The following is a 21,906-nucleotide window of genomic DNA, read 5'->3' as shown; positions in this document are numbered from 1 at the left end:
ACGCGAGGCGGCCGAGGCCGCCCGCCCGGCGACCCACGCCGCCTCCGCACCTCCGGAGCAGCCCGCCCTCGAACCGGCGCCGACCGCCCGTACCCGGGTGCCGCACCAGGTCGGCGACCGACTCCCGGCGCTCCGGTCCACCGTCGAGCCGGAGCCGGCCGAGCCGGGGACCCCCGCCGAGCGCCCCTCCCGCAAGCGCGACCGGCGGACGGCGGAGCCCCGGTCGGACGCCCGCGAGCTGGCCACCCCGGCCGGCCGGGAGGTGGCCCCGCCCCGGCAGCGGTCCCCGGAACGCAGCCGGAAGCCCGCGAAGCCGGTCCGGGTCAAGGCCCCGAAAATCAAGTTCAGCGACCGGGACCCCTCGGTCGAGCTGGCCATCACCGAGATCGCCGGCCACCTGACCTTCACCCCCAACACGGTCACCGCCTGGTACTGGCTGCCCGAGGTGCGCTGGGCGTTCCGCCCCGACGCCGAGCGCGAGGCGCTGCTCTCCGCGATCTCCGAGCAGTACGCCGGCCTGGCCGGCTTCCGGCTGCACCTGCGCCGCACCACCCGGCCGTTCCCGGCCGACGAGTGGGCCCGCACCATCGACGCGCACACCGCCGCCCCACTGCCCGACGTGCCCGGCACCGCCGGCTGGGCCGACCACCTGGTCGCCGCACAGCGGCACCTCATGGCGGTCAACCACGCCGAGGGGCAGACCTACCTCGGCGTCACCTTCGCCCGCCGGTCGCTCGGCGACTCGCTCACCGAGCGGCTGCTGCGCACCTTCGGCCGGGGCACCGCCGACGGCGAGCGGCGCCGGCTGGGCCGCACCGTCGAGCAGTTCGACGAGGTGCTCGGCGCGTTCGGGATGCGCGGCCGCCGGGTCACCGCGCAGGAACTGGAGTGGCTGCTCTACCGCTCGGTGGCCCTCTGCATGGCGCCGCCCGGCGTGCTCTCCCCCGTCACCAACGGTCGGTGGGAACGCGGTGACCTGCTGGCCCTCACCGAGCAGGTCGAGCGCTACCGCACCCCGTACGGCTCGACGGTCAAGCTGGTCAACCGGATGACCGGCGAGGAGCGGCACGTCGCCGTGCTCGCGGTCGGCCGGATGGAACCGCTGGAGATCCCCGAACGGCACGAGCCCTGGCTGCACTTCCACGAGCGGCTGCCCTGGCCGATGGAGCTCTCCACCCGCGTCGACATCCTCGGCCCCGGCGACTCCTTCCGGAACCTCGAACACCGGCTCCGGATGATCCGCTCCCAGCAGCTCGACTACGCCGAGCACGGCATCGACGCCCCGCCCGAGCTGGAGCGGCTGGCCAAGCGGGCGCTGGTGATCGGCGACGAGATGACCACCGGCCTCCCGGTGGACTCGGCCCGCGCGCACGGCTGGCACCGGATCGCCGTCGGCGGCCGGACCCGGGAAGAGTGCCTGGAACGGGCCCGCCGGCTCATCCAGCTCTACTCACGGGAGCTGCGGATCTCGCTCCAGCACCCGAAGAACCAGGACTGGCTGGCCCGCGAGTTCATCCCCGGCGAGCCGATCGCCAACACCGGCTACGTCCGGCGGATGCCGGTCAACCTGCTCGCCGCCGCACTACCCCAGGCCGCCTCCACCGTCGGCGACCGGCGCGGCGACCTGATCGGCCGCACCGCGGGCACCTGCCGGCGGCCGGTCTTCCTCGACCTGCACTTCCCGATGGAGGTACGCGAGCGCTCCGGCCTGGCCGTCTTCGTCGCCGAGCCGGGCGGTGGCAAGTCCACCCTGCTCGGCGCGCTCGGCTACCTGGCCGCCCGGCGCGGCGTGCAGGTGACCCTGCTCGACCCGTCCGGCCCGCTGGCCCGGCTCTGCGCCATGCCCGAGCTGGCGCCGTACTCGCGGGTACTCAACCTCACCGGCTCGGAGCAGGGCACCCTGGCCCCGTACGCGCTGATCCCGACGCCGCTGCGCAGCGAGTTCGGCGCCGGGGCGGCCGGTGACCGGGAGTTCGAGATCGCGGTCTCCAACGCCCGGGCCGAGCGCCGGATGCTGGTGCAGGACATCTGCATGATGCTGGTACCGCCGCAGGTGGCCCGGGAGGCGTCCACCGCCACGCTGTTCCGGCACGCCGTACGCCAGGTGCCGGCCGAGGAGACCTCCACCCTGGACGACGTGGTCGCCTGCCTCCAGGGGCTGGACGACGACGCCGGCCGGGAACTGGCCAACCTGCTCCTCGACACCGCCGAGATGCCGCTGGCCATGCTCTTCTTCGGCCGGCCGCCGGAGGGGCTGCTCGGCGCCGACGCGGCACTCACCGTGATCACCATGGCCGGGCTCCGGCTGCCCGACCTCAAGATCGAGCGGGAGTACTGGTCGGCCGAGGAGGCCCTGGCCCTGCCGATGCTGCACACCGCGCACCGGCTCGCCGTCCGCCGCTGCTACGGCGGCTCGATGTCCTCCCGCAAGCTGGTCGGCCTGGACGAGGCGCACTTCATGGAGGGCTGGCGCTCCGGCCGGTCGTTCCTGGTCCGCCTCGCCCGCGACTCCCGCAAGTGGAACCTGGCCGCGCTGGTCGCCTCGCAGAACCCGAAGGACATCCTCGGCCTCGACGTGCAGAACCTGGTCTCCACCGTCTTCGTGGGCCGGATCGCCGAGGACACCGAGATCGCCTCCGAGGCGCTGCGGCTGCTCCGGGTGCCGGTCAACGACGGCTACGAGGCCACCCTCGCGTCGCTGTCGCAGGCCGACAGCGGCTCGGCCGCCCGGCTCGGCTTCCGCGAGTTCGTCATGCGCGACGTCGACGGGCGCGTGCAGAAGGTCCGGGTCGACGTGTCGTACGTCGACGGGCTGCTGGAGCACCTGGACACCACCCCCGCCGCGGTCGCCCAGGCCGCCGGGCAACTGCCCACCGCCCTGGCTGATCTGGAGGCGTGACATGGCAAGGGCCTGTGTCCGAGTCCCTGGTCGAGCCGAGGCGAAGTCCAGGCGACGTCCGGCAAGGCGGAGTTTCGTCTGGATACCGGTGTTGTCTCCGGACGGAACTCCAACGCGGCCGGTCGTCTGGGCCCGCCGCAGGCCGGACAGGGACTCCGACACAGGCCCTCGGGCCCGGGCCCGGGCACGGATCGCGGCGCTCCTCCTCGCACTCGGCCTACTGGCCGGGGCCACCATCTCCTGGCCGCTGGTCGGGGCGACACCCGCGTACGCCGCCGTGCCGGCCGCCCAGGCCCGGGCCGAGCTGTGCAGCACCAAGGAGTGGCAGACCGACTTCCGCGCCTGCGTCGCCAAGCTCAAGGCGGTCAGCGAGGACCAGGTCGAGTGCCGCAACGCGCCGGTGCCCGGGGCGCCGGACTCCGGTCTGGCCGGCTGGTTCGCCTCCCGTCCGGACTCCGCCAAGCAGCCCGGCCCCAAGGGCCTCTACAGCGACTACGGGTACGCCGGGTACAGCTACACCACGTACGACGTCGACGGCGGCTGCGCCTCCTCCGTGCTGCATCCGGACTACCGCTTCACCACCATGGTGGCGAACGGCGAGTTCATGTTCGCCAACGCGATCATCGGGGCCTCCAACGCGCTGCGCGAGCGCGCCTGGGACCCGCGGACGATGTGGCGCTGGGCCGACCCGCTGGTGGAGCAGGCCACCAAGGCCGTCTACCAGAAGGTCTTCAGCGTCTTCGGCATCATCACCATCTGCGTGGTCGGCCTCTACCTGCTCTGGCGGTCGCGCCAGTCGGACATGAGCAACGCCATGACCACGGCCGGCTGGGCGATCCTCGTGATGGTGGCGGTGACCGCCCTGGCCGCCTGGCCGGTCAAGTCGGCGAACATCGCCGACAACACCCTGATCACCACCCTCGGCGTGGTGCACGACGCTGTCGGCCCGGCCTCCAAGGACACCCCGCCGGGCCAGTGCGACGACCCGAACCCCGCAGCGTGCAAGGACCATCGGCCCCCGGCCGTGCGCGCCAGCGACACCGCGACCGAGACGATGCTCTACCGGAACTGGCTGCGGGGCGTGCTCGGCTCGGCCGACAGCGAGACCGCCAAGAAGTACGGCCCCGCGCTCTACGACGCCAAGTCCCTCTCGTGGGAGGAGGCGGAGAAGCTCCGGCAGAACCCGGCGACGCGCGAGGCCACCATCAAGGCCAAGCAGCAGCAGTGGGCCCGGGTGGCCGAGCAGATCAAGTCGGAGGACCCGGAGGCGTACGAGTACCTCCAGGGTGTCCGGGACATGGACCGGATCGGTGCCGGCTTCATCGCCGTGCTGGCCTCGCTGCTCTTCGCGATGTTCGACCTGACCGCCTCGCTGCTGGTGCTCCTCGGCTTCCTGATCTTCCGCTGGGCGGTGATCGCCGCGCCGATCCTGGGCACGGTCGGTCTGATGCGCCCGGCCAGCGCCGGCCTCCGCCGGCTGGCGAACGCGGTGGTCGCCGCGGTGTTCAACATCGCCATCTTCGGCACCGGCGCGGCCATCTACCTGTTCGCGGTGGACCTGATCATGAACACGCCCAGCCTGCCCGGCTGGCTCCAGGTGGTCCTGGTCTGGCTCTGCGGGGTGGTGGGCTGGCTGCTGCTCCGCCCGTACCGGCGGATCACCCAGCTGGGCGGCAAGGACAGCAGCGAGGCGGTCACCTCGGCCGGCTCCTGGCACCGGCGGTTCTTCCGGGACATGCGCGTCGCGGCCCGCCTCGACGTGGCCGAGCCTGGCGGCACCGCCGAGCCGGCGCTGGGACGGCGGCGGGGCGTCCCGGCCGACCAGCGCAGCCTCCGGCCGGAGGCCCGGCACGAGGACCCGGCGCACACCGTCACGGTGGTCGAACGGGACCGGCCCGACGGGCGGGAGCGTCCCGAGGAGGCGCCGGCGGGTGAACCCCGATCCGGCCGCACCGCCGCACCCCGGCCGCGCCGCGCGCCGGCGGGCTGGACCGGGCCCGACGTGCCCGAGGAGGCACCCTCCTTCGCCGTCTACAGACCGGACTCGGCCGACCGCGCCCCGGCACCGAGGCCGGCGCCGCGGATTCGCTCCGAGGCGCGGTGAGACCGGTGCGGCGGGCACTGGAATTCCTGTTCACCCGGGCCCTCCGGTCCCGGCTCGGCGTCGCGCTGATGATCGCCGTCCTGGTCTTCGGCGTCATCGGCGCGGCCCGGCTCGTCTCCGGTCCGGTCGACACGACCACCGGCCTGAGCACCCGCCCGAGCCAGCCGATCAGCACGGTGGACCCGCACGCCGGTGACGACGGGGTGCTGTCCAGCCCGCCGGCGGCGGTCTCCCCGAAGACCCGACCGGGCGAGGCCACCCCCGAGCAGACCGCGAGCCGGTTCACCACCGCCTGGCTCACCGGCCCGGGCAGCAGCGGTGAGGCCTGGCAGGCCCGGCTGCGGCCGCTCTCCACGCCCGCGCTCACCGAGAAGATGGCCGGCGCCGACCCGGAGAGCGTGCCCGCCCGCCGGATCACCGGCGCGGTGACCCTCCGGCCCCGCACGGAGTCCTTCGTGGAGGCGCTGGTCCCGCTCGACGACGGACGGCTCCGGCTCGAACTGGTCGCCCCCGACGGCCTGTGGCTGGTGGACGCGGTCGACTGGGAGCGGCCGTGAGCGCCGCGACCGGTGTCACCGCGCCGGTCCGCCGCAAGCTGCGGGTCGGCGTGCTGGTCACCGCGGTCACCACGGTGCTCACGCTGCTCTGCTGCGTCGGCGGCGCGGGCGCGTTCCTCCTCACCGAACTGGGCGGCGACCAGAAGGACGGCGTGCTCGCCGGCCTGTCCTGTGACCCCGCCTACCAGGTCAACCTCACCGGGGACATGCCGCGCTTCACCGAGTACGGCGACGGCCAGCTCCGCAACGCCGCCGTCATCATCAAGGTCGGCCAGGACATGAAGGTGCCCGCCCGGGGCTGGGTGATCGCACTGGCCACCGCCATGCAGGAATCCGCGCTGCGCAACCTGGCCAACAGCACCGTGCCGGCGTCGCTGGCCCTGCCGCACGAGGGCGTCGGCGCCGACCACGACTCGCTGGGCCTGTTCCAGCAGCGGCCCGGGTGGGGCAGCGTCCAGCAGCGGATGACGCCCTCGTACGCGGCCCGGAAGTTCTACGAGAAGATGATCAAGGTGCGGAACTGGCAGCAGCGGCCGCTGACCGTGGTGGCGCAGCGGGTGCAGGTCAGCGCCTTCCCGGACGCCTACGCCAAGCACGAGGAGCTGGCCGGGCGGATCGTCGACACGCTGGCCGGCGGGGCCGCCCGGACCGTCGAGATCGCCGGCAAGGCGGTCTGCGACGCCGCCGCCGGCGCCCGGATCGCCGCCTCCGGCTGGACCGCGCCGCTGCCGGGCGGCGTGGTCTCCGGCTTCCGCACCGCGGAACGTCCCAGCCACAACGGGGTCGATCTCGCCGCGGACAAGCGCACCCCGATCCACGCCGCCTCGGCGGGCCGGGTGCTGGTGGCCCGCTGCGACCCCGACCGCTCCGGGCAGCGCGACTGCGACCGGGACGGCTGGCCGGGCAAGGGTGGGTGCGGCTGGTTCGTCGACGTCCTGCACGCCGGCGGCTACATCACCCGCTACTGCCACATGATCGAGCGCCCCAAGGTGGTGCCGGGCCAACTGGTGGAGGCGGGCGAGGTGATTGGCCTCTCCGGCACCAGCGGCAACTCCTCCGGTCCCCACCTGCACTTCGAGGTGCACGTGGACAGCGACCGGTCGAGCCGGGGTGCGGTCAACCCGGTGCCGTTCATGCGCGAGCGGGGCGCGCCGGTCGACGGGACCGCGTGAGGCGCACCGGCACATGAGCAACCCGCTGCCCGACCCCTTCGCGGACCGTCCCGACTGGGCTCCGCTGCCACCCCGCCCGGTCGAGATCGTTCCGGCCACCGGCCGGATCGAGCTGCGCGGCCGCCGCGTGCTGGTCGGCCTGCCCGGTCTCGGTTGGCGCGGCGACCTGCGCGCCGACGAGCGGGTGGTGCAGGGCAGCCGGACCTACGTGCCGGTCATCCCGGAGCACGAGTGGTACCGCGCCGAGTCCGAGCAGGTGGAGGTCTTCGCGCCGCTGGTGCCGGTGGAGCGGGTCTGGGTGGAGACGGTGGGCGAGCGGCCGTCGAGCTCCGGCCCGACCGAGCCGGGCATCCGGCTGGTCTCACTCGACGCGCCCACCCGGCGCCCGCCCACCCCGGTCTTCGAGGCCGACTCGGTGACCGGCCGGCGGGTGGTGCACGTGACCGGCGCGACGGAGGAGCGCGACCTGCGCGCGGTCACCGAGACCTACTCGGGTGCGGACGGGGACATCTGCATCCGGGTGGCCCCGGAGCTGGAGTGGTACCGCTGGGCCTGGCGTGGCCAGGCTCCGACCACACTGGAGGTCCCGGTCCACCTGCTCTGGCTCGAATGAGCTCGATCAGCTGACCTTGCTGCCGCCACAGACGCGCCAACCATCCCGCTCCACCACGTGGAACTGCCAGTCTTCCCGGCGACTGCTCCGGGTCTGCCCGTTCGCCGTGCCGGAGATGGTCAGGGTGGTGGTCACCAACTCGCCGTCGCCGTCTTTCGTCCTCGTGAGCGGACCCCAGCTGACCCGAACCACCACGTTGAAATTGGCCTCGCGCTGTTCTACCTCTGCACGGAGGGCCCGGACCGGGTCGAGGTCTGCGCCAGACGAGCAGGCAAACTCCTTCGCCTTGGTGTCGTTGCGGTCCACCAGCAGCGCCCGAAGGTAGTTGTCCACCACGACGTCGGGGGCGCTGCGGTCGGGTGCGGTGGCCCGGTCGTACAACACGAAACCGACGATGCCGCCGCCGGCACAGAGCAGCGCCAGCACCCCACCGACCACGGCGAGCACGGTCCGCAGCCGCCGCTTCGGGCGTACCGGCGCCGGAGCGGGCGCGGGCGGCGCCAACTGCTCGGGCGGGGTCCGCTGCGCCGGTACGCGGGAGACCTGGGAACCGGCGGGGGGCTGCACTGATTCCACCTCCTGAGGCTATCGGCTGCGCGCCGCGTACCCAATGCCTCAGAACTGGCGGATCTGCGGCCATCATTCGGCCTCCGCGCCGCCGGGCGGCACTCCGTCGGAATGAAGGCCGTGGCGAACCGCCGGACGGCCCGGCGGGTGAGGCTGCTCACCGGTGAGCCGGGCACCGCGCCGACCGACATCCCGGAGGTCGGCGCCCGGCTGGGATACCGTCACAGCCGGGGAGGAGTGTCGGCCTCGGGAAGAGAGGTGGACGGGTGGCGAGTCCGAAGGCGCGCGCCGGCCGGGCCGCCGCGCTGCACCGCAGGGCCGAGGCCACCGCGACCGCGGCGGCCGGGATCCTCGACGAGATCCGGCCCGCGCCCGCCGACCACCACCGGCAGTACGAGCTGGCCGAGCGGCTCCGGGCCGCGGCGGCGCTCGCCGCGCCGGGCTGGGCCGGCGACCCGCTGGAGACGCTGACCCCGGCGACCCCGCCCGGGGACGGGCCGCCCGCCTTCGTCCGGGTGGGCGCCGCCGCACCGCTGGACGACGCCCGGTTCCCCGCCCTGGTGCCGCTGCTCGGCAGTGGACATCTGAGCGTCGACGCGGACGCCGGCGATGCGCGGGTGGCCGGGCTGCTGAGGGCGCTGCTGCTACGGCTCTTCGGGGCCAGCCCGGCCGGCGCCCTGCTGGCGCGCGTGGTCGACGGCGGCGCGGGCGCCACGTTCGCCGGCTACGCGGCGCTGGCCGACGCGGGCCTGCTGCCGCCGCCCGCCACCGACCTGACCGGGCTCCGGGCCGTGCTGGCGGAGGCCGAACAGTGGGTGGCCGCCGGCACCGCCCGGCAGCGCGGTCACGACCGCACGCTGCTGCTGGTGGTGGCCGCCCTGCCCGACGGGGCGGCACCGTCCGACCTCGACCGGCTGGCCGAGCTGGCCGCCCGGGGCCCTCGCGCCGGGCTGCACCTGGTGGTGGCCGGCTGGCCGGCCCGGGCGCCGCTGCCGCAGGCCACCCCGCTCGCCGTGCGCACCGCGTACGCGCTGGTCGGCGACCCGCCGGCCGTCGGGTTCAGCAGCCCCGGGTCCGAGCCGCCGGGCGGGCTGAACTCCCCGGTCTTCCTGGACGAGGATCCGCCCGAGGAGCTGGTCGCCGGGGTGTGCCGGCGGCTGGTCCGGCAGATCGAGGACGGCTCCCGCCTCGCCCTCGCCGACCTGCTGCCCGACGGCGAACTCTGGGCGGAGGAGTCGGTCGACGGGCTCACCACGACGGTCGGGGACGCCGCCGGGCGGCCGGTCAGCCTGGGCTTCACCGAGCTGACGCCGCACTGGCTGGTCAGCGGCCGCTCGCAGGCCGGGCGGTCGGCGTTCCTCACCGACGCGCTCTTCGGCCTGGCCGCCCGGTACGGTCCGGACGAGCTGGTCCTCTACCTGGCCGACCTCGACGACGGCGAGTCCTTCGTGGAGTTCCTCCAGACCGAGCGGGACCGGTCCTGGGTGCCGCAGGTCCGGGCCGCCGGGATGGCCGCCGACCGCGAGTACGTGGCGGACCTGATCGGCGAGCTGGAGGGCGAGCTGCGTCGCCGGGAGGAGGCGGCCCGGCGGGCCGGCGGCCAGCGCTACGCCGAGCTGCGCCAGCACCAGTCGCTGCCCCGGATCGTCTGCGTGATCGACAACTTCCCGCTGCTGCTGCGCGAGCGGGACCGGCTCGCCGCCGACCTGCTGACCCGGCTGGACGGGCTGGCCCGCGCCGCCCGGTCGTACGGGATCCACCTGGTGCTGGCCGGCGAGGGCGACCTGAGCATCGGCGGTCCGCGCGACCCGCTGCTCGGCCAGTTCCCGGTCCGGGTGGCGCTGCCGGGCGGATCGGCCGTGCTGGAACCGACAAACGACGCGGCGGCCGGGCTGCCGGTGGGCAGCGCGGTGGTGAACACCGCCGGCGGGCTGGGCGGACCGCGCGGCGCGACCCGCGGCCACGAGCGGATGATCCGGTTCCCGGACCCGCACGAGGATCCCGCGGTCCTCGCCGACCTGCGGCACCGGCTCTGGTCGGCCCGGCCCGAGGGGGCTTCCCCGCCGGTGGTCTTCGCCGGGTTCGCCCGCCCGCTGCTCGCCAACGACCCACGGCACCGGGCCGCGCTGGCCGGTCGGGCGCACGCTCCGGCCGCCCTGCTCGGCCGGGCGGTGGACGTCCGGCGGTCCACGGCGGCCGTGCCGCTCGGGCCGGCCGCCGGCCGGAACCTCGCCGTGCTGGGTCGGGACGAGGAGGCCGAGCGGCTGCTGGTCACCGCGGTCCGCAGCGCCGCGGCGGCGCACCCCGGTGCGGCGCGGTTCGTGCTCGCGCCGCTGGCCAACGGGTCGGCCGAGCCGGCCGGCGTGCTCGCCGCCGAACTGGCCGCGCGGCACCGGGTGGAGACCGTCGACGTGGCCGGGTTGCGGGCGGCGGTGGCGGCGGACGAGCCGGGCTACCTCGTGGTGTTCGGGCTGGACGTGCCGGACGCCACCGAGCTGCCGCCGGAGCTGCTGCGCGCGCTGCTGCTGGAGGGGCCGCCGGCCGGCCGGCACCTGCTCGCCTGGTGGCGCACGGTGGCGCCGCTGGCCGGGCTGCTCGGCCCCGAGGGCGAGGTGGACAAGCTCACCGCCATCGTCGTCACCGACGTGCCCGGCGGCCGGCTGGAGCAGCTCTTCGACCGGCCGGTGCTCTGGCGGCCCCGCCCGGGCCGGGCGGTGCTCTGGGACGGCCCGGGCGAGCAGGGCACGGTACTGGTCCCGTTCGGCGAGGAGGTGGACCCGTGAGCGCGAGGAGTGAGCCGGGCCTGCGAGCCCCGCAGTCGCGAACCCAGGAGACACCGTGAGCGAGACCGGCACGGCGGTGCCCGCGCCCCGGTCCGGCGGCCCGACGGTCGACGTGGATCCGGCCGGGGCGGCCTGGGCGGACTACGTGGCCGCCGCCCGCCAGCTCGACGGCGTACGCCGGGCCGCGGCGACCGCGGCCAGCGAGCAGGCCCGGTCGGTGGCGGCGGCCCGGGAGGAGCTGACCCTGGTCCGTGAGCGGCTCGCCCCGCAGCAGTCGCGGCTGCGGGAGCTGGGCGTGCCGGCCATCTCGCTGGTGCCGACGCCCCCGGAGGTGTCCGAGGCGGCCCGGTCGATGGCGGCCGGGCCGGCGGCCGTGCTGGCCGCCCTGCGCACCGCCCGGGGCTGGGCGGACTCGGCGGACGACAGTCTCGCGGCGCGCGGCCTGCCCCGGCTGGCCCGTTGGCCGGCCCGCCCCCGCAACCTGCTGGTCTACGGGCCGCTGGCGCTGCTGGTGCCGCTGGTCCAGCTCGTGCTCTTCCTGGCCACCGGCACCGGCGCGGTGAGCGTGCTCGCGCTGGTGGTGGGGCTGCCGCTGCCGGCGGTCGCGTTCATGCTGGGCTGGCTCGCGGTGGGGCGGCTGTTCCGGCCCCGCCCGGCGGACCGGGTGGACCGGACGCCCCGCTTCGGCGCCCTGGTCTGCCTGGTCCCGGCGGTGCTCACCACGGCCGGCCTGCTGCTGGCCATGCTGCCGGGCTGAGCCCGGACACGGCACAGGGCCCCTCCGATGCGGAAGGGCCCTGTGTCGTCGCCGTCAGCGCGGGATGATCAGTGCCATCGCCTCGGCGCGCGACTTGGCGTCGTGCTGGAGGGTGCCCCGCACCGCCGAGGTGATGGTCTTGGCACCGGACTTCTGGATGCCGCGCATCGCCATGCACATGTGCTCGCACTCGAGCACCACCACGACGCCGCGCGGGGCCAGCTTGGTCATCAGCAGGTCGGCGATCTGCGAGGTGAGCCGCTCCTGCACCTGCGGGCGCCGGGCGAACACCTCGACCAGCCGGGCCAGCTTGGACAGGCCGGTGATCCGGCCGTCCGGCCCGGGGATGTAGCCGATGTGCGCGCTGCCCCGGAACGGGAGCAGGTGGTGCTCGCAGAGGCTCATCACGTCGATGTCCCGGACGAGCACCAACTCCTCGTGGTTGGCCTCGAAGGTGGTGCTGAGCACCTGCGCCGGGTCGACCCGCAGGCCGGCGAAGAGCTCGGCGTACGCGCGGGCGACCCGGGCCGGCGTCTGCTGGAGGCCGTCCCGGTCCGGGTCCTCGCCGACGGCGACGAGGATCTCCCGGACCGCCTTCTCGATGCGGGCCAGGTCGACGCTCTGCTCCACCGGCCGGCCGGTCAGCTTGCCGCTGATCAGGCGCGCGGCGACGTAGTCGAGCGCGTCGTCCCCGTCGGGCTCGGTCGCGGAGACGGCCAGCTCCCGGTGGGGGGAGCTGGCCGTCGGGTCGGTGCTCAGTGCGTACCGTCCGAGTTGTTCGAGGGGGACCCGACCGCGGCGCCGTCGGCCTGGGCCTGCGCCTTGAGGGTCTCCTTCTCGGCGGGGGTGAGCACGGGCGGCTCGGTGGAGGGCTGGCGCTTGCCGAAGCCGTGGTAGGGGGCCATCGGCGGGCGCTTCGCCACCCGGGCGCAGATCCGGGCCATGTCGGCCGTGGAGAGGGTCTCCTTCTCCATCAGCTCGAGCACGATGTTGTCCAGGACGTCCCGGTATTCCACCAGGATCTCCCAGGCCTCGTCGTGGGCCAGCTCGATCAGCGCCCGCATCTCGCCGTCGATCTCGGCGGCCACCGCGTCGGAGTAGTCCCGCTCGTGGCCCATGTTGCGGCCGAGGAACGGCTCGTCGCCGCTGGTGCCGTACTTGATCGCGCCGAGCTTGGAGCTCATGCCGTACTGGGTGATCATCGCGCGGGCCAGCTGGGTGGCCTTCTCGATGTCGTTGCCGGCGCCGGTGGTGGGCTCGTGGAAGACGAGCTCCTCGGCGGCCCGGCCGCCCAGCGCGTACGCCAGGGTGTCGATCATCTCGGCCCGGGTCTGGGTGTACTTGTCCTCGGTCGGCAGGACCAGGGTGTGGCCCAGCGACCGGCCCCGGGACAGGATGGTCACCTTGTGCACCGGCGCGGCGTGCGGCAGCGCCCAGGCGACCAGCGCGTGCCCACCCTCGTGGTACGCGGTGATCTTCTTCTCCTGGTCGCTCATCACCCGGGTCCGCCGCTGCGGACCGGCGATCACCCGGTCGATCGACTCCTCCAGGGAGTCGTTGGTGATCGCCCGCTGGTCCTTGCGGGCGGTGAGCAGCGCGGACTCGTTGATCACGTTGGCCAGGTCGGCGCCGCTGAAGCCCGGGGTCCGCCGGGCGACCGAGTCGAGGTCGACGTCGGGCGTGAACGGCTTGCCCTTGGCGTGCACCCGCAGGATGGCCTTGCGGCCCTCCATGTCGGGGGCGTCGACCGGAATCTGCCGGTCGAAGCGGCCCGGGCGCAGCAGCGCCGGGTCGAGGATGTCGGGCCGGTTGGTGGCGGCGATCAGGATGACGCCGCCCTTGGTGTCGAAGCCGTCCATCTCGACCAGCAGCTGGTTGAGGGTCTGCTCCCGCTCGTCGTGGCCGCCGCCCATGCCGGCGCCGCGGTGCCGGCCGACCGCGTCGATCTCGTCGACGAAGACGATCGCCGGCGCGTTCGACTTGGCCTGCTCGAAGAGGTCGCGGACCCGGCTGGCGCCGACACCGACGAACATCTCCACGAAGTCCGAGCCGGAGATGGAGTAGAAGGGCACGCCGGCCTCGCCGGCGACTGCGCGGGCCAGCAGGGTCTTACCCGTGCCGGGCGGGCCGAAGAGCAGCACGCCCTTCGGGATCTTGGCGCCCAGGGCCTGGTACTTCGCCGGGTTCTGCAGGAAGTCCTTGATCTCGTGCAGTTCCTCGACGGCCTCGTCCGCCCCCGCCACGTCCGCGAAGGTGGTCTTCGGCGTGTCCTTGGTGATCATCTTCGCCTTGGACTTGCCGAAGTTGAGCACCCGCGAGCCGCCGCCCTGCATCTGCGACATGAAGAACAGCAGCAGGAGCACGAGCAGCGCGATGGGCAGGAGGTTGACGAGCAGGCTCACCCAGATGCTGTCCGAGGAGACCTTGGTGTCGGCCGGGCCGGTGACCCGGTTCTCCGCCTTGGCCTTGAGAACGTCGTTCCAGACCTGGCTGCCCACCTCGTAGGGGAACTGGGCCTCGATCCGGTCCGTGGTGGTGTCGCCGAACTTCGTCTTCTGCGCCAGGTCGAGCTGGAGCGTCTGCTCCTTGTCCTGGAAGACCGCCTTGTTGATCTTCGCGGTGTGGAGCTGGTCGAGCGCCACCGACGTGTCCACGCGGTGGTAGCTGGGACCAGCCGTGAAAAGTTGACTGAGCACAACGGCGCCGAGGATGACCAGGATGATCCAGACCACCGGTCGGCGGAAGAAACGCGTACGTTCCATGCTGTTGTCGGGCATCGAGACGCCCGCATCCTCCTGATCGACGTCCTGACCGTCTGAATGGTGTCGCCGCCTCGGGCGGCGGCCGCAGCCGCCGTGCGGGCCGGCCCCGGCCCCGAGGCGCGCCAACTGCCGCGCCGCGGTCATTCGACGGTACACCGTTCGTGCCAGATGTGAGCTTGCGAGCCCGGCACTTACGCGTACGGCGAACCCGGGTTTGAGCCGGCGTGGCGGGGAGCTCCCCACCCGACCGCCCGACCGCCCGGTCACGCGGTGCGAGGGGTCGGGCGTGGAGAGTGCCTCCACGTCACCGGCCTCTACCGTAGACCGGAAGGCTGAGAGCCCGCTGAACGTCGGCTGACGGCCGGCGGGGCGCCGGGGTCAGGCGCGGGCGTAGACCTCGGGCTTGAGCACGCCCACGTAGGGCACCTCGCGGTAGCGCTCGCCGAAGTCCAGGCCGTAGCCGACCACGAACTCCGTCGGGATGTCGAAGCCGACGTACTTCACCGGGACCGGCACCTTGACCGCGTCCGGCTTGCGGAACAGGGCGACCACCTCGACGCTGGCCGCGGAGCGCGACTCCAGGTAGCGCAGCAGCCAGGAGAGGGTGAGACCGGAGTCGACGATGTCCTCGACGACCACCACGTGCCGGCCGGCGATGTCGCGGTCCAGGTCCTTGAGGATCCGCACCACCCCGGAGGAGGTGGTGCCCTGGCCGTACGAGGAGACGGCCATGAACTCCAGCTCGGCGGGCGGGCCCTGGCGGCCCAGCGCGCGGGCGAAGTCGGCCATGAACATGACCGCGCCCTTGAGTACGCAGACGAGCAGGAGACCGTCCTCGACGTGCGCGTAGTCCGCCGAGACCTGCTTGGCCAGCTCCGCGGTCTTCTCGCGGATCTGCGCCTCGGAAATGATCACGTGGTCGATGTCGGCGTCGTACCAGGAGCCGTCAGCCATGCTCCTAGCCTGCCGTACGCCGGATGGCCTCCGTCGGCGGGGCCGCCCCTTTTGGCGCGGTCCCGCCGGGGATTAACGGCACAGATGGAGCAAATCACCTCAGCAGGTGCGGGAGCGCCAGCGCCGCCCGTCGTCGGTCGGCTTCCAGTCGGCCGAGTCACGGGTGTCGGCGGTCAGCCCGAAGGCGCTGGCACCGACGAGGAGGAGCAGGAAGAGCAGGAGCAGCAGAACGGTCATGGCGGCGCTCGCTTTCGCGTGGTTGATGTGGTTTTCGCCGCCGGTGCGCACCGGACACCATTGATTCTGCGGGCCGCCGTACCCTTCGGACAGTGGCAGGAATGCCAGTGGCCCTCGATTTTCTGCCACCTGTCGGGTTACCCTCGTCACATGCTTCGCTCCGTCGCCGTGATCGCCCTCGACGAGGTCGCCGCGTTCGAGCTCGGTGTCGTCGCCGAGGTGTTCGGCACCGACCGCACCGCCGACGGCTTCCCCGGCTACCGGTTCGACGTCTGCACCGTCGACGGTGGGCCGGTCCGCAGCCGCTCCGGCTTCCTGCTCACCCCGACCGCCGACCTGAGCGCGGTCGACGACGCCGACCTGGTGGCCGTGCCCGCCCACGGCGACGGGATCACGCCGGTCCCGGCGCCGGTGCTGGCCGCGCTGCGCCGGGCCGCCGAGCGGGGCGCCTGGCTGCTCAGCGTCTGCTCTGGGGCGTTCGTGCTCGGCGAGGCGGGGCTGCTCGACGGGCGCGACTGCACCACCCACTGGCGGCACGTCGACGACCTGCAGGAGCGGTTCCCGGCGGCCCGGGTGCAGTGCAACTCGCTCTACGTGCAGGACGGGCGGCTGCTCACCAGCGCCGGCACCGCCGCCGGGATCGACGCCTGCCTGCACCTGGTCCGCCAGGAGCACGGCTCGGCCACGGCCACCCGGCTGGCCCGCCGGATGGTCGTCCCGCCGCACCGCGACGGCGGCCAGTCGCAGTACGTCGAGGCGCCCATCCCGAAGGCGCCCGAGGCGCCCACCCTGGAGCCGGTGCTGGAGTGGCTCATGGGGCACCTGGACCGGACGGTGACCGTGGACGAGTTGGCCGCCCGCGCCGGCATGGCGCCGCGGACCTTCGCCCGCCGGTTCCGGGCCGAGACGGGCACCACCCCGCACGACTGGCTGACCAACCAGCGGGTGCTGCTGGCCCGGCGGCTGCTGGAGGAGACCCGGCTGAGCGTGGAGAACGTCGCCGACCAGGCCGGCTTCGGCGACGCGGCGGCGCTGCGGCACCACTTCACCCGCCGGGTCGGCACCACCCCGCACGCCTACCGGACCACCTTCCGGGAGCGGGTCGACGCCTGATCACCAGCCCAGCATCGCGCCGTCGACCCGGGACTCCGACCCGGCCACGTAGCCGCCGCCGGGCGCCCGCCAGATCGCCTGGCCGTATCCGAAGACGGACGGCTCGGCCGCGACGGTGATCTCGTGCCCGCGGGCCCGCAACCCCTCGACCAGCGCGGGGTCCAGGCCGGGCTCGACCAGCACCGTCCGGCCCGCGTGCCAGTACCAGCGGGGGGCGTCGAGAGCCGCCTGCGGGTCGCGCCCCTCGTCGAGGGTGGCCGAGACGAGCTGCACGTGCCCCTGCGGCTGCATGTGCCCGCCCATCACCCCGAACGGGCCGACCGGCGCCCCGTCCCGGGTCAGGAAGCCCGGAATGATCGTGTGGTACGGCCGCTTCGCCGGCCCCACCACGTTCGGGTGGTCCGGGTCCAGGCGGAAGCCGAGGCCGCGGTTCTGCAGCGCGAAGCCGTGCCCGGGGACCACCACGTGCGAGCCGAACGCCAGGTAGGTCGACTGGATCAGGCTGACCATCATGCCGCCGGCGTCGGCGGTGCAGAGGTAGACGGTGCCGCCGCGCTCCGGCTGCCCGGCCACCGGGTCGCCCGCCCGGCCGGTGACCAGCGCCCGGCGGGCCGCCGCGTAGGCCGGGTCGAGCAGCGCCGCCGTCGGCACCTCGGCCCGCTCCGGGTCGGCCACGTGGGCGTGCGCGTCGGCGAAGCCGAGCTTCACCGCCTCGATCTGCCAGTGCAGCCGCTCCACCGGCGACAGGGCGGCCAGGTCCACCCCGTCGAGCACCTGGAGCGCCAGCAACGCGGCGATGCCCTGCCCGTTGGGCGGCAGCTCCCACACCTCGTGCCCCCGGTAGCGCACCGGGACCGGGTCGACCCAGGTCGAGGCGTGCCGGGCCAGGTCCTCGCCGGTCAGGAACCCACCGGTCCGGGCCGCGTGGTCGTCGATCGCCGCCGCGATCCGCCCCCGGTAGAAGTCCGCCGCCCCGCTCTCCGCGATCCGCCGCAGCGTGCCGGCCGCATCCGGGTTGCGCCACCACTCCCCCGGCCGCGGGGCGCGCCCCTCCACCGTGAACACCCGGCGGAACTCGGCGTGCTCCGCCCCGGCCAGCTCTTCGTGCGCGGCGACCCCGCGTGCCCAGGCGGTCGCCGTGCCCGGGGCCACCGGATAGCCGCGCTCGGCGTAGCCGATCGCGTCGGCGAACAGGTCGGCGAAGGGCAGCGAACCGAACCGCTCGTGCAGGTCCCGCCAGCCGGCCGGGGCGCCCGGCACGGTCACCGGCAGCCAGCCCCGGGCCGGCACGGCCGGCCCCGCCGCCTGTGCCCCGCCGAGCGCGTCGGCCGCCGCCGCGCCGCGCCGGTCGGTCGCGGCCAGCACCAGCTCCCGGGTCAGCGCCGCCGGGGAGCGGCCGGAGGCGTTCAACCCGTGCAGCCGCTCGCCGTCCCAGACGATCGCGAACAGGTCGCCGCCGATGTCGTTCGAGGGCGGTTGCACCACGGTCAGGGTGATCGCGGTGGCCAGCGCCGCGTCGACGGCGTTGCCGCCGCGCCGCAGCACGGCCAGGCCCGCGGCCGCCGCGAGCGGCTGGCTGGTCGCGACGGCACCGTGGGGGGCCAGCAGCGGTTGTCGGGGGTACGCCATGGACCCTGTCTACCGCCTCCGGCGGCTCCCGGGCGACCCCGCTCCGCCTCCCGCCCGGCCCGGGCACCCGGGACACCGCCACCTCGGCGAGCTGGGGAATCGCGCGAGGTTCGCCGGGCGGGGTCAGATGGTGAGGTGACCGGCGTGGCGGCGGACCGGGAGACCGCCGGGCAGGTGCGCCGGGCCCTGCCCGTGCCAGTCGGTGACCAGGGCGTCCAACGCCGCCACGTGCCGGTGCGACAGGGCGGCCGGCGGCGCGCCCAGCTCCCGGGCCCAGGCGTGCAGCACCCGGGTGCGTACCGCCGCCGGCAGGGCGGCCAGGCCGTCGACCGAGAGCCCGCCCCCGGCGGCCCGGACCTCGGCGAGCGCGGCGGCGGCGAGGTCGTCCAGGGCGGCGGTGTCGGCGGCCAGCAGCCGGGCGGTCCGGGCCAGGTTGTCCACCACCCCCGGACCGAGCGCCTCGACCAGGGCCGGCAGCACGTCGGCGCGGACCCGGGACCGCGCGTACGCGGGGTCGGCGTTGTGCGGGTCATCCCAGGGCGTGAGCCCGAGCGCGGCGCACGCCTTGCGGGTGTCGTCGCGGGTGACGTCGAGCAGCGGGCGCAGCAGGGGCACCCCGTCCAGCTCGCGGTGGAACGGCATACCGGAGAGCCCGCGGGGGCCGGCGCCCCGGGCCAGCGCGAGCAGCACCGTCTCGGCCTGGTCGTCGCGGGTGTGCCCGAGCAGCACCGCGGCCGCGTCGTGCCGGCGGGCGGCGGCGACCAGGGCGGCGTACCGGGCCTCGCGGGCGGCCGCCTCCGGGCCGCCGGGGCGGCCGGCGACGGTCACCGGGACCACCTCGACCGGGTCGAGACCGGCCTCGGCCGCCCACCGGGCCACCCGTTCGGCGCGCTCGGCCGAGCCGGGTTGCAGGCCGTGGTCCACGGTCACCAGGCCGGCCCGGCGGTCGAGGCGGGGTGCCACGAAGGCGGTGGCGGCGGCCAGGGCGAGCGAGTCGGCGCCGCCGGAGCAGGCCACCAGCACCGGCCCGGCCCCGGGCAGCCCGGTCAACGCCCGGCGTACGGCGAGCCGGACGGCCGCGACCGGCGGCGCGAGCGTGCCGGTCCGTGTTCGCGACCGCGGGGCTCGCAGACCCGGCTCACTCCTCGCGCTCACGGGGTCACAGCTCAGCCGGCGGTCGGGGGCACGCTCGCCGGGCCGCCGTGCACCCGGGCCACCCAGGCGTCCGGGTCGCCCAGCTCGTCAAGCCGGGGCAGGGTGAGCGGCGAGGAGAAGATCTTGTTGAAGCCGGCCATGCCGACCCGGTCCACCACGCCGTGCACGAACTTGCGGCCCTCGGCGTACTGGCGCATCTTGACCTCGATGCCGAGCAGCCGGCGGATCGCCTTCTCCAGCGGGTTGCCGGACTCGCGGCGCCGGTTGAACGCCGCCCGGATCGACTCGACGCTGGGGATGACCTGCGGGCCGACGCCGTCCATGACGAACTCGGCGTGCCCCTCCAGCAGGGTCATCAGCGCGGTGAGCCGGTCCAGCACGGCCCGCTGCGCCGGGGTCTGCACGATGTCCAGCACGCTGGCCCGGCTGTCCGGGTCCTTGATCGCGTCGGAGAGCGTGGCCACGCCGCGGCGCAGCCGCTCCAGCACGTGCTCGCCGCCCTGCGACGCGTCGACGAACGCCTGCACCTCGCTGAGGAAGTACGCCCGCATCCACGGCACGGCGGTGAACTGGGTCCGGTGGGTCACCTCGTGCAGGCAGACCCAGAGCCGGAAGTCCCGGGGGTCGGCCCCCAGCTTCCGCTCCACCTCGACGATGTTCGGGGCGATCAGCAGGAGCTGGCCGGGATCACCGGCGAAGACCTCGTACTGGCCCAGCACCCGGCCGGAGAGGTAGGCCAGCACGGTGCCGGCCTGCACCCCGGTGAGCCGGGAGCCGATCGCCTCGGTGAGCGGTCCGGGGCGCTTGTCGCCGGAGAGCCGGTCCACCAGCGGGGTGATGACCTCGCGCAGCCCGGCGATGTTGGCGGCCGCCCAGTCCCGGCGGTCGACCACGCGGACCGGCGGGTGGGTGACCTGGGGGCGCAGGCCGGTGTATTCGGCGACGTGACCGGCGGCCTCCTCGGTCAGCCGGCGCAGGTCGCCCACGACGTCGGTGGCCTCGGCGTACGACACCCGGGGGCCCGACTTGCCCAGCGCCCCCGCGGTCGCGGCGGCCAGATCCCAGTCCACGAACTGCGCCATGAACCCACCGTACCCGCGCCGCGACACCCCCACCCGGGCTCGCGCCGGCCGATCGACGCCGGTCGCACCCGGGCGGGAGGGTCAGCGGCAGCCGCAGCCGGCCAGCGCGGAGGTGATCCGGTCGAGGGCCTGCCGGGTCTCGTCGAGGGAGTCCGGCGTGCGGTCGGTGAGGACGGCGAAGGTGAGCAGCCGGCCGTCGGCCGTGGTGACCAGCCCGGCGATGGCGTTCACCCCGGACAGCGTCCCGGTCTTCGCCCGGACCACACCCGCACCGGCCTTCGTCACCGCCGCCTGGTAGCGCTCGTCCAGGGTGCCGGACCAGCCGCCCACCGGCAGGCCGCCGAAGATCGCGGCCAGCTCCGGGTGACTGCCGTTGCCGGCGAGCGTGATCAGGTCGGTGAGCAGCGACGGGCTGATCCGGTTGGTGCGGGACAGCCCGCTGCCGTCGGCCAGGCTGATCTCGTCGGCCGGCAGCCCCAGCTCGCCGAGCACCTGGTCGGTGGCGGCCGCGCCGCCGGCGAAGGAGCCGGGCTTGCCCTTGGCGAGCGCCACCTGGCGGGCCATCGCCTCGGCGATCACGTTGTCGCTGTCGCTGATCATGATGTCGACCAGGCGGACCATCGGCAGCGACTGGACCTTGCCCAGCTCGGCGCCCGGGGCGGGCGTCCCGGAGGCGGACGCGCCGGAGTCGGCGGGCGCGGTGCCCCGCTTCACCGCGGCGCCGCTCCCGGAGAGCCCGAGGAGCCTGGCGAACTGCCGGCCGGCGGTCAGGTCCGGCTCGGGCACCCGTTCGGCGGCGTGGTTCATGGCCTCCTCGGTCCGGCGGGCCTCCGCCGGGTCCCGCCGCGCGCCGTCGGTCATCAGCGCGGTGATCGCCGCACCGAACCCGCCGGTGGGGATGTCGTCGTCCCAGCCCGGCTCGTACACCGGGCCGCTGAACAGGGACGAGTCGACGGTCACCTTGGTCGGCGCGGTGCCGCCGAGCGCCTTGCGCACCTGGGCGGCGAGGTCGTCCAGCCGGGCCGCGCCGGGGTAGAAGCCGTTCTTGTCGACCGCGAGGGTCGGGTCGCCGCCGCCGACCAGGACCACCTCGCCGGGGGCCGCGCCGGCCACCGCCCGGGTGGGGATCCGGTACGCCGGGCCGCGGGCGGCCAGCACGGCGACCCCGGTGGCCAGCTTGGTCACCGAGGCGGGGACGGTCGGGGCGTCCTGGCCACGGCCGTAGAGCGCCTGGCCGGTGGTCACGTCGGCCACCGACACGTTCACCCGGTCGCCGAGCGCGGCGGCGCGGACCAGGGGTTCGAGCGCGGTGCGCACCCCCTCCGGGGTGGGTAGCGGCGCGTTGCCGTCCGCGCCGGCCAGCACCTCGGACGGGGCCGGCTCGGGCGACCGCGCGGCCGCGGTCGGGCTGTCCTCGCCGCCCAGCCATCCGGCCACCGGGCCGGGGCGGACCACGGCCAGCCCGACCGCGGCCAGGGCGACGATCAGCACGCTGCCCAGCACCGCGACCAGCCGGAGCCGG

General features: G+C 74.8%; 17 protein-coding genes. 8 read left to right on the top strand and 9 right to left on the bottom strand.

From position 1 onward, the window contains the following. The 5 genes from ACW0Q9_RS16420 to ACW0Q9_RS16400 form a co-directional block, all read left to right on the top strand. Positions 1 to 2,899, top strand: a 2,899-nt coding sequence (locus ACW0Q9_RS16420; RefSeq protein ID WP_456182181.1) for an ATP-binding protein, incomplete at its 5' end; no start/stop codon positions are given. Between the two features lie 190 nt (positions 2,900 to 3,089). Continuing rightward, positions 3,090 to 5,003 carry an MFS transporter gene (locus ACW0Q9_RS16415; protein ID WP_456182186.1) on the top strand — a complete coding sequence of 638 codons (1,914 nt, stop codon included), beginning with the start codon at positions 3,090 to 3,092 and terminating at the stop codon, positions 5,001 to 5,003. Next, positions 5,000 to 5,560 (top strand): hypothetical protein, encoded by a 561-nt coding sequence (locus tag ACW0Q9_RS16410; RefSeq protein WP_456182179.1) that lies wholly within the window; start codon positions 5,000 to 5,002, stop codon positions 5,558 to 5,560. Before ACW0Q9_RS16415 ends, ACW0Q9_RS16410 begins: the two co-directional genes overlap by 4 nt. Then, positions 5,557 to 6,732 (top strand): M23 family metallopeptidase, encoded by a 1,176-nt coding sequence (locus ACW0Q9_RS16405; RefSeq protein WP_456182177.1) that lies wholly within the window; start codon positions 5,557 to 5,559, stop codon positions 6,730 to 6,732. The genes ACW0Q9_RS16410 and ACW0Q9_RS16405 overlap by 4 nt, the downstream gene beginning before the upstream one ends. Before the next feature lie 13 nt (positions 6,733 to 6,745). Continuing rightward, entirely contained in the window at positions 6,746 to 7,345 is a 600-nt protein-coding gene (locus ACW0Q9_RS16400; protein WP_456182175.1) for a hypothetical protein, read from the top strand. Between the two features lie 6 nt (positions 7,346 to 7,351). Here the strand turns inward: ACW0Q9_RS16400 and ACW0Q9_RS16395 are convergent, their stop codons facing one another. Next, on the bottom strand, positions 7,352 to 7,912 hold the full coding sequence (locus tag ACW0Q9_RS16395) for an Rv0361 family membrane protein (RefSeq protein WP_456182185.1): 561 nt from the start codon (positions 7,910 to 7,912) through the stop codon (positions 7,352 to 7,354). A gap of 266 nt (positions 7,913 to 8,178) precedes the next feature. Between ACW0Q9_RS16395 and ACW0Q9_RS16390 the strand changes: the two genes are divergently transcribed. Next, on the top strand, positions 8,179 to 10,695 hold the full coding sequence (locus tag ACW0Q9_RS16390; RefSeq protein ID WP_456182173.1) for an FtsK/SpoIIIE domain-containing protein: 2,517 nt from the start codon (positions 8,179 to 8,181) through the stop codon (positions 10,693 to 10,695). 76 nt (positions 10,696 to 10,771) lie between these two features. Further along, positions 10,772 to 11,452: a hypothetical protein gene (locus ACW0Q9_RS16385; protein ID WP_456182184.1), complete on the top strand. Its 681-nt coding sequence runs from the start codon at positions 10,772 to 10,774 to the stop codon at positions 11,450 to 11,452. Positions 11,453 to 11,506: 54 nt separating this feature from the next. Here ACW0Q9_RS16385 and folE read toward each other — a convergent pair whose 3' ends face one another. The 4 genes from folE to ACW0Q9_RS16365 all read right to left on the bottom strand — a co-directional run bounded on the left by folE (position 11,507) and on the right by ACW0Q9_RS16365 (position 15,405). Beyond that, positions 11,507 to 12,172: a GTP cyclohydrolase I FolE gene (gene folE, locus ACW0Q9_RS16380; RefSeq protein WP_456182183.1), complete on the bottom strand. Its 666-nt coding sequence runs from the start codon at positions 12,170 to 12,172 to the stop codon at positions 11,507 to 11,509. A 35-nt stretch (positions 12,173 to 12,207) separates the two neighbouring features. Then, positions 12,208 to 14,214 (bottom strand): ATP-dependent zinc metalloprotease FtsH, encoded by a 2,007-nt coding sequence (ftsH, locus tag ACW0Q9_RS16375; RefSeq protein WP_456182171.1) that lies wholly within the window; start codon positions 14,212 to 14,214, stop codon positions 12,208 to 12,210. 378 nt (positions 14,215 to 14,592) lie between these two features. Further along, complete coding sequence (gene hpt, locus ACW0Q9_RS16370; RefSeq protein WP_091267002.1) at positions 14,593 to 15,168, bottom strand: hypoxanthine phosphoribosyltransferase; 576 nt, start codon at positions 15,166 to 15,168, stop codon at positions 14,593 to 14,595. A 99-nt stretch (positions 15,169 to 15,267) separates the two neighbouring features. Beyond that, on the bottom strand, positions 15,268 to 15,405 hold the full coding sequence (locus ACW0Q9_RS16365; RefSeq protein ID WP_192579893.1) for a hypothetical protein: 138 nt from the start codon (positions 15,403 to 15,405) through the stop codon (positions 15,268 to 15,270). A 150-nt stretch (positions 15,406 to 15,555) separates the two neighbouring features. Between ACW0Q9_RS16365 and ACW0Q9_RS16360 the strand changes: the two genes are divergently transcribed. Further along, positions 15,556 to 16,518, top strand: coding sequence for a GlxA family transcriptional regulator (locus ACW0Q9_RS16360; protein WP_456182168.1), 963 nt, complete (start codon positions 15,556 to 15,558; stop codon positions 16,516 to 16,518). Here the strand turns inward: ACW0Q9_RS16360 and ACW0Q9_RS16355 are convergent, their stop codons facing one another. The 4 genes from ACW0Q9_RS16355 to dacB form a co-directional block, all read right to left on the bottom strand. Continuing rightward, positions 16,519 to 18,147 carry a gamma-glutamyltransferase family protein gene (locus tag ACW0Q9_RS16355; RefSeq protein WP_456182166.1) on the bottom strand — a complete coding sequence of 543 codons (1,629 nt, stop codon included), beginning with the start codon at positions 18,145 to 18,147 and terminating at the stop codon, positions 16,519 to 16,521. A 123-nt stretch (positions 18,148 to 18,270) separates the two neighbouring features. Continuing rightward, complete coding sequence (gene tilS, locus ACW0Q9_RS16350) at positions 18,271 to 19,278, bottom strand: tRNA lysidine(34) synthetase TilS (protein ID WP_456182182.1); 1,008 nt, start codon at positions 19,276 to 19,278, stop codon at positions 18,271 to 18,273. 35 nt (positions 19,279 to 19,313) lie between these two features. Beyond that, a complete protein-coding gene (locus ACW0Q9_RS16345; RefSeq protein ID WP_456182164.1) occupies positions 19,314 to 20,384 on the bottom strand; it encodes a zinc-dependent metalloprotease in 1,071 nt (356 codons plus the stop codon). Between the two features lie 81 nt (positions 20,385 to 20,465). Further along, positions 20,466 to 21,906, bottom strand: a 1,441-nt coding sequence (gene dacB / locus ACW0Q9_RS16340) for a D-alanyl-D-alanine carboxypeptidase/D-alanyl-D-alanine endopeptidase (protein ID WP_456182162.1), incomplete at its 5' end; no start/stop codon positions are given.

Source organism: Micromonospora sp. I033, from assembly GCF_053890995.1.
The sequence above is the reverse complement of the archived record's forward strand: the minus strand, read 5'-3'. Positions and strand labels throughout refer to the sequence as shown.

Excerpts from the sequence above, each read along its gene's own strand:
- ACW0Q9_RS16355 (WP_456182166.1), bottom strand. The coding sequence starts at position 18,147 with ATGGCGTACCCCCGACAACCGCTGCTGGCCCCCCACGGTGCCGTCGCG.
- hpt (WP_091267002.1), bottom strand. The coding sequence starts at position 15,168 with ATGGCTGACGGCTCCTGGTACGACGCCGACATCGACCACGTGATCATT.
- ftsH (WP_456182171.1), bottom strand. The coding sequence starts at position 14,214 with ATGGAACGTACGCGTTTCTTCCGCCGACCGGTGGTCTGGATCATCCTG.
- ACW0Q9_RS16345 (WP_456182164.1), bottom strand. The coding sequence starts at position 20,384 with ATGGCGCAGTTCGTGGACTGGGATCTGGCCGCCGCGACCGCGGGGGCG.
- ACW0Q9_RS16400 (WP_456182175.1), top strand. The coding sequence starts at position 6,746 with ATGAGCAACCCGCTGCCCGACCCCTTCGCGGACCGTCCCGACTGGGCT.
- ACW0Q9_RS16360 (WP_456182168.1), top strand. The coding sequence starts at position 15,556 with ATGCTTCGCTCCGTCGCCGTGATCGCCCTCGACGAGGTCGCCGCGTTC.
- ACW0Q9_RS16365 (WP_192579893.1), bottom strand. The coding sequence starts at position 15,405 with ATGACCGTTCTGCTGCTCCTGCTCTTCCTGCTCCTCCTCGTCGGTGCC.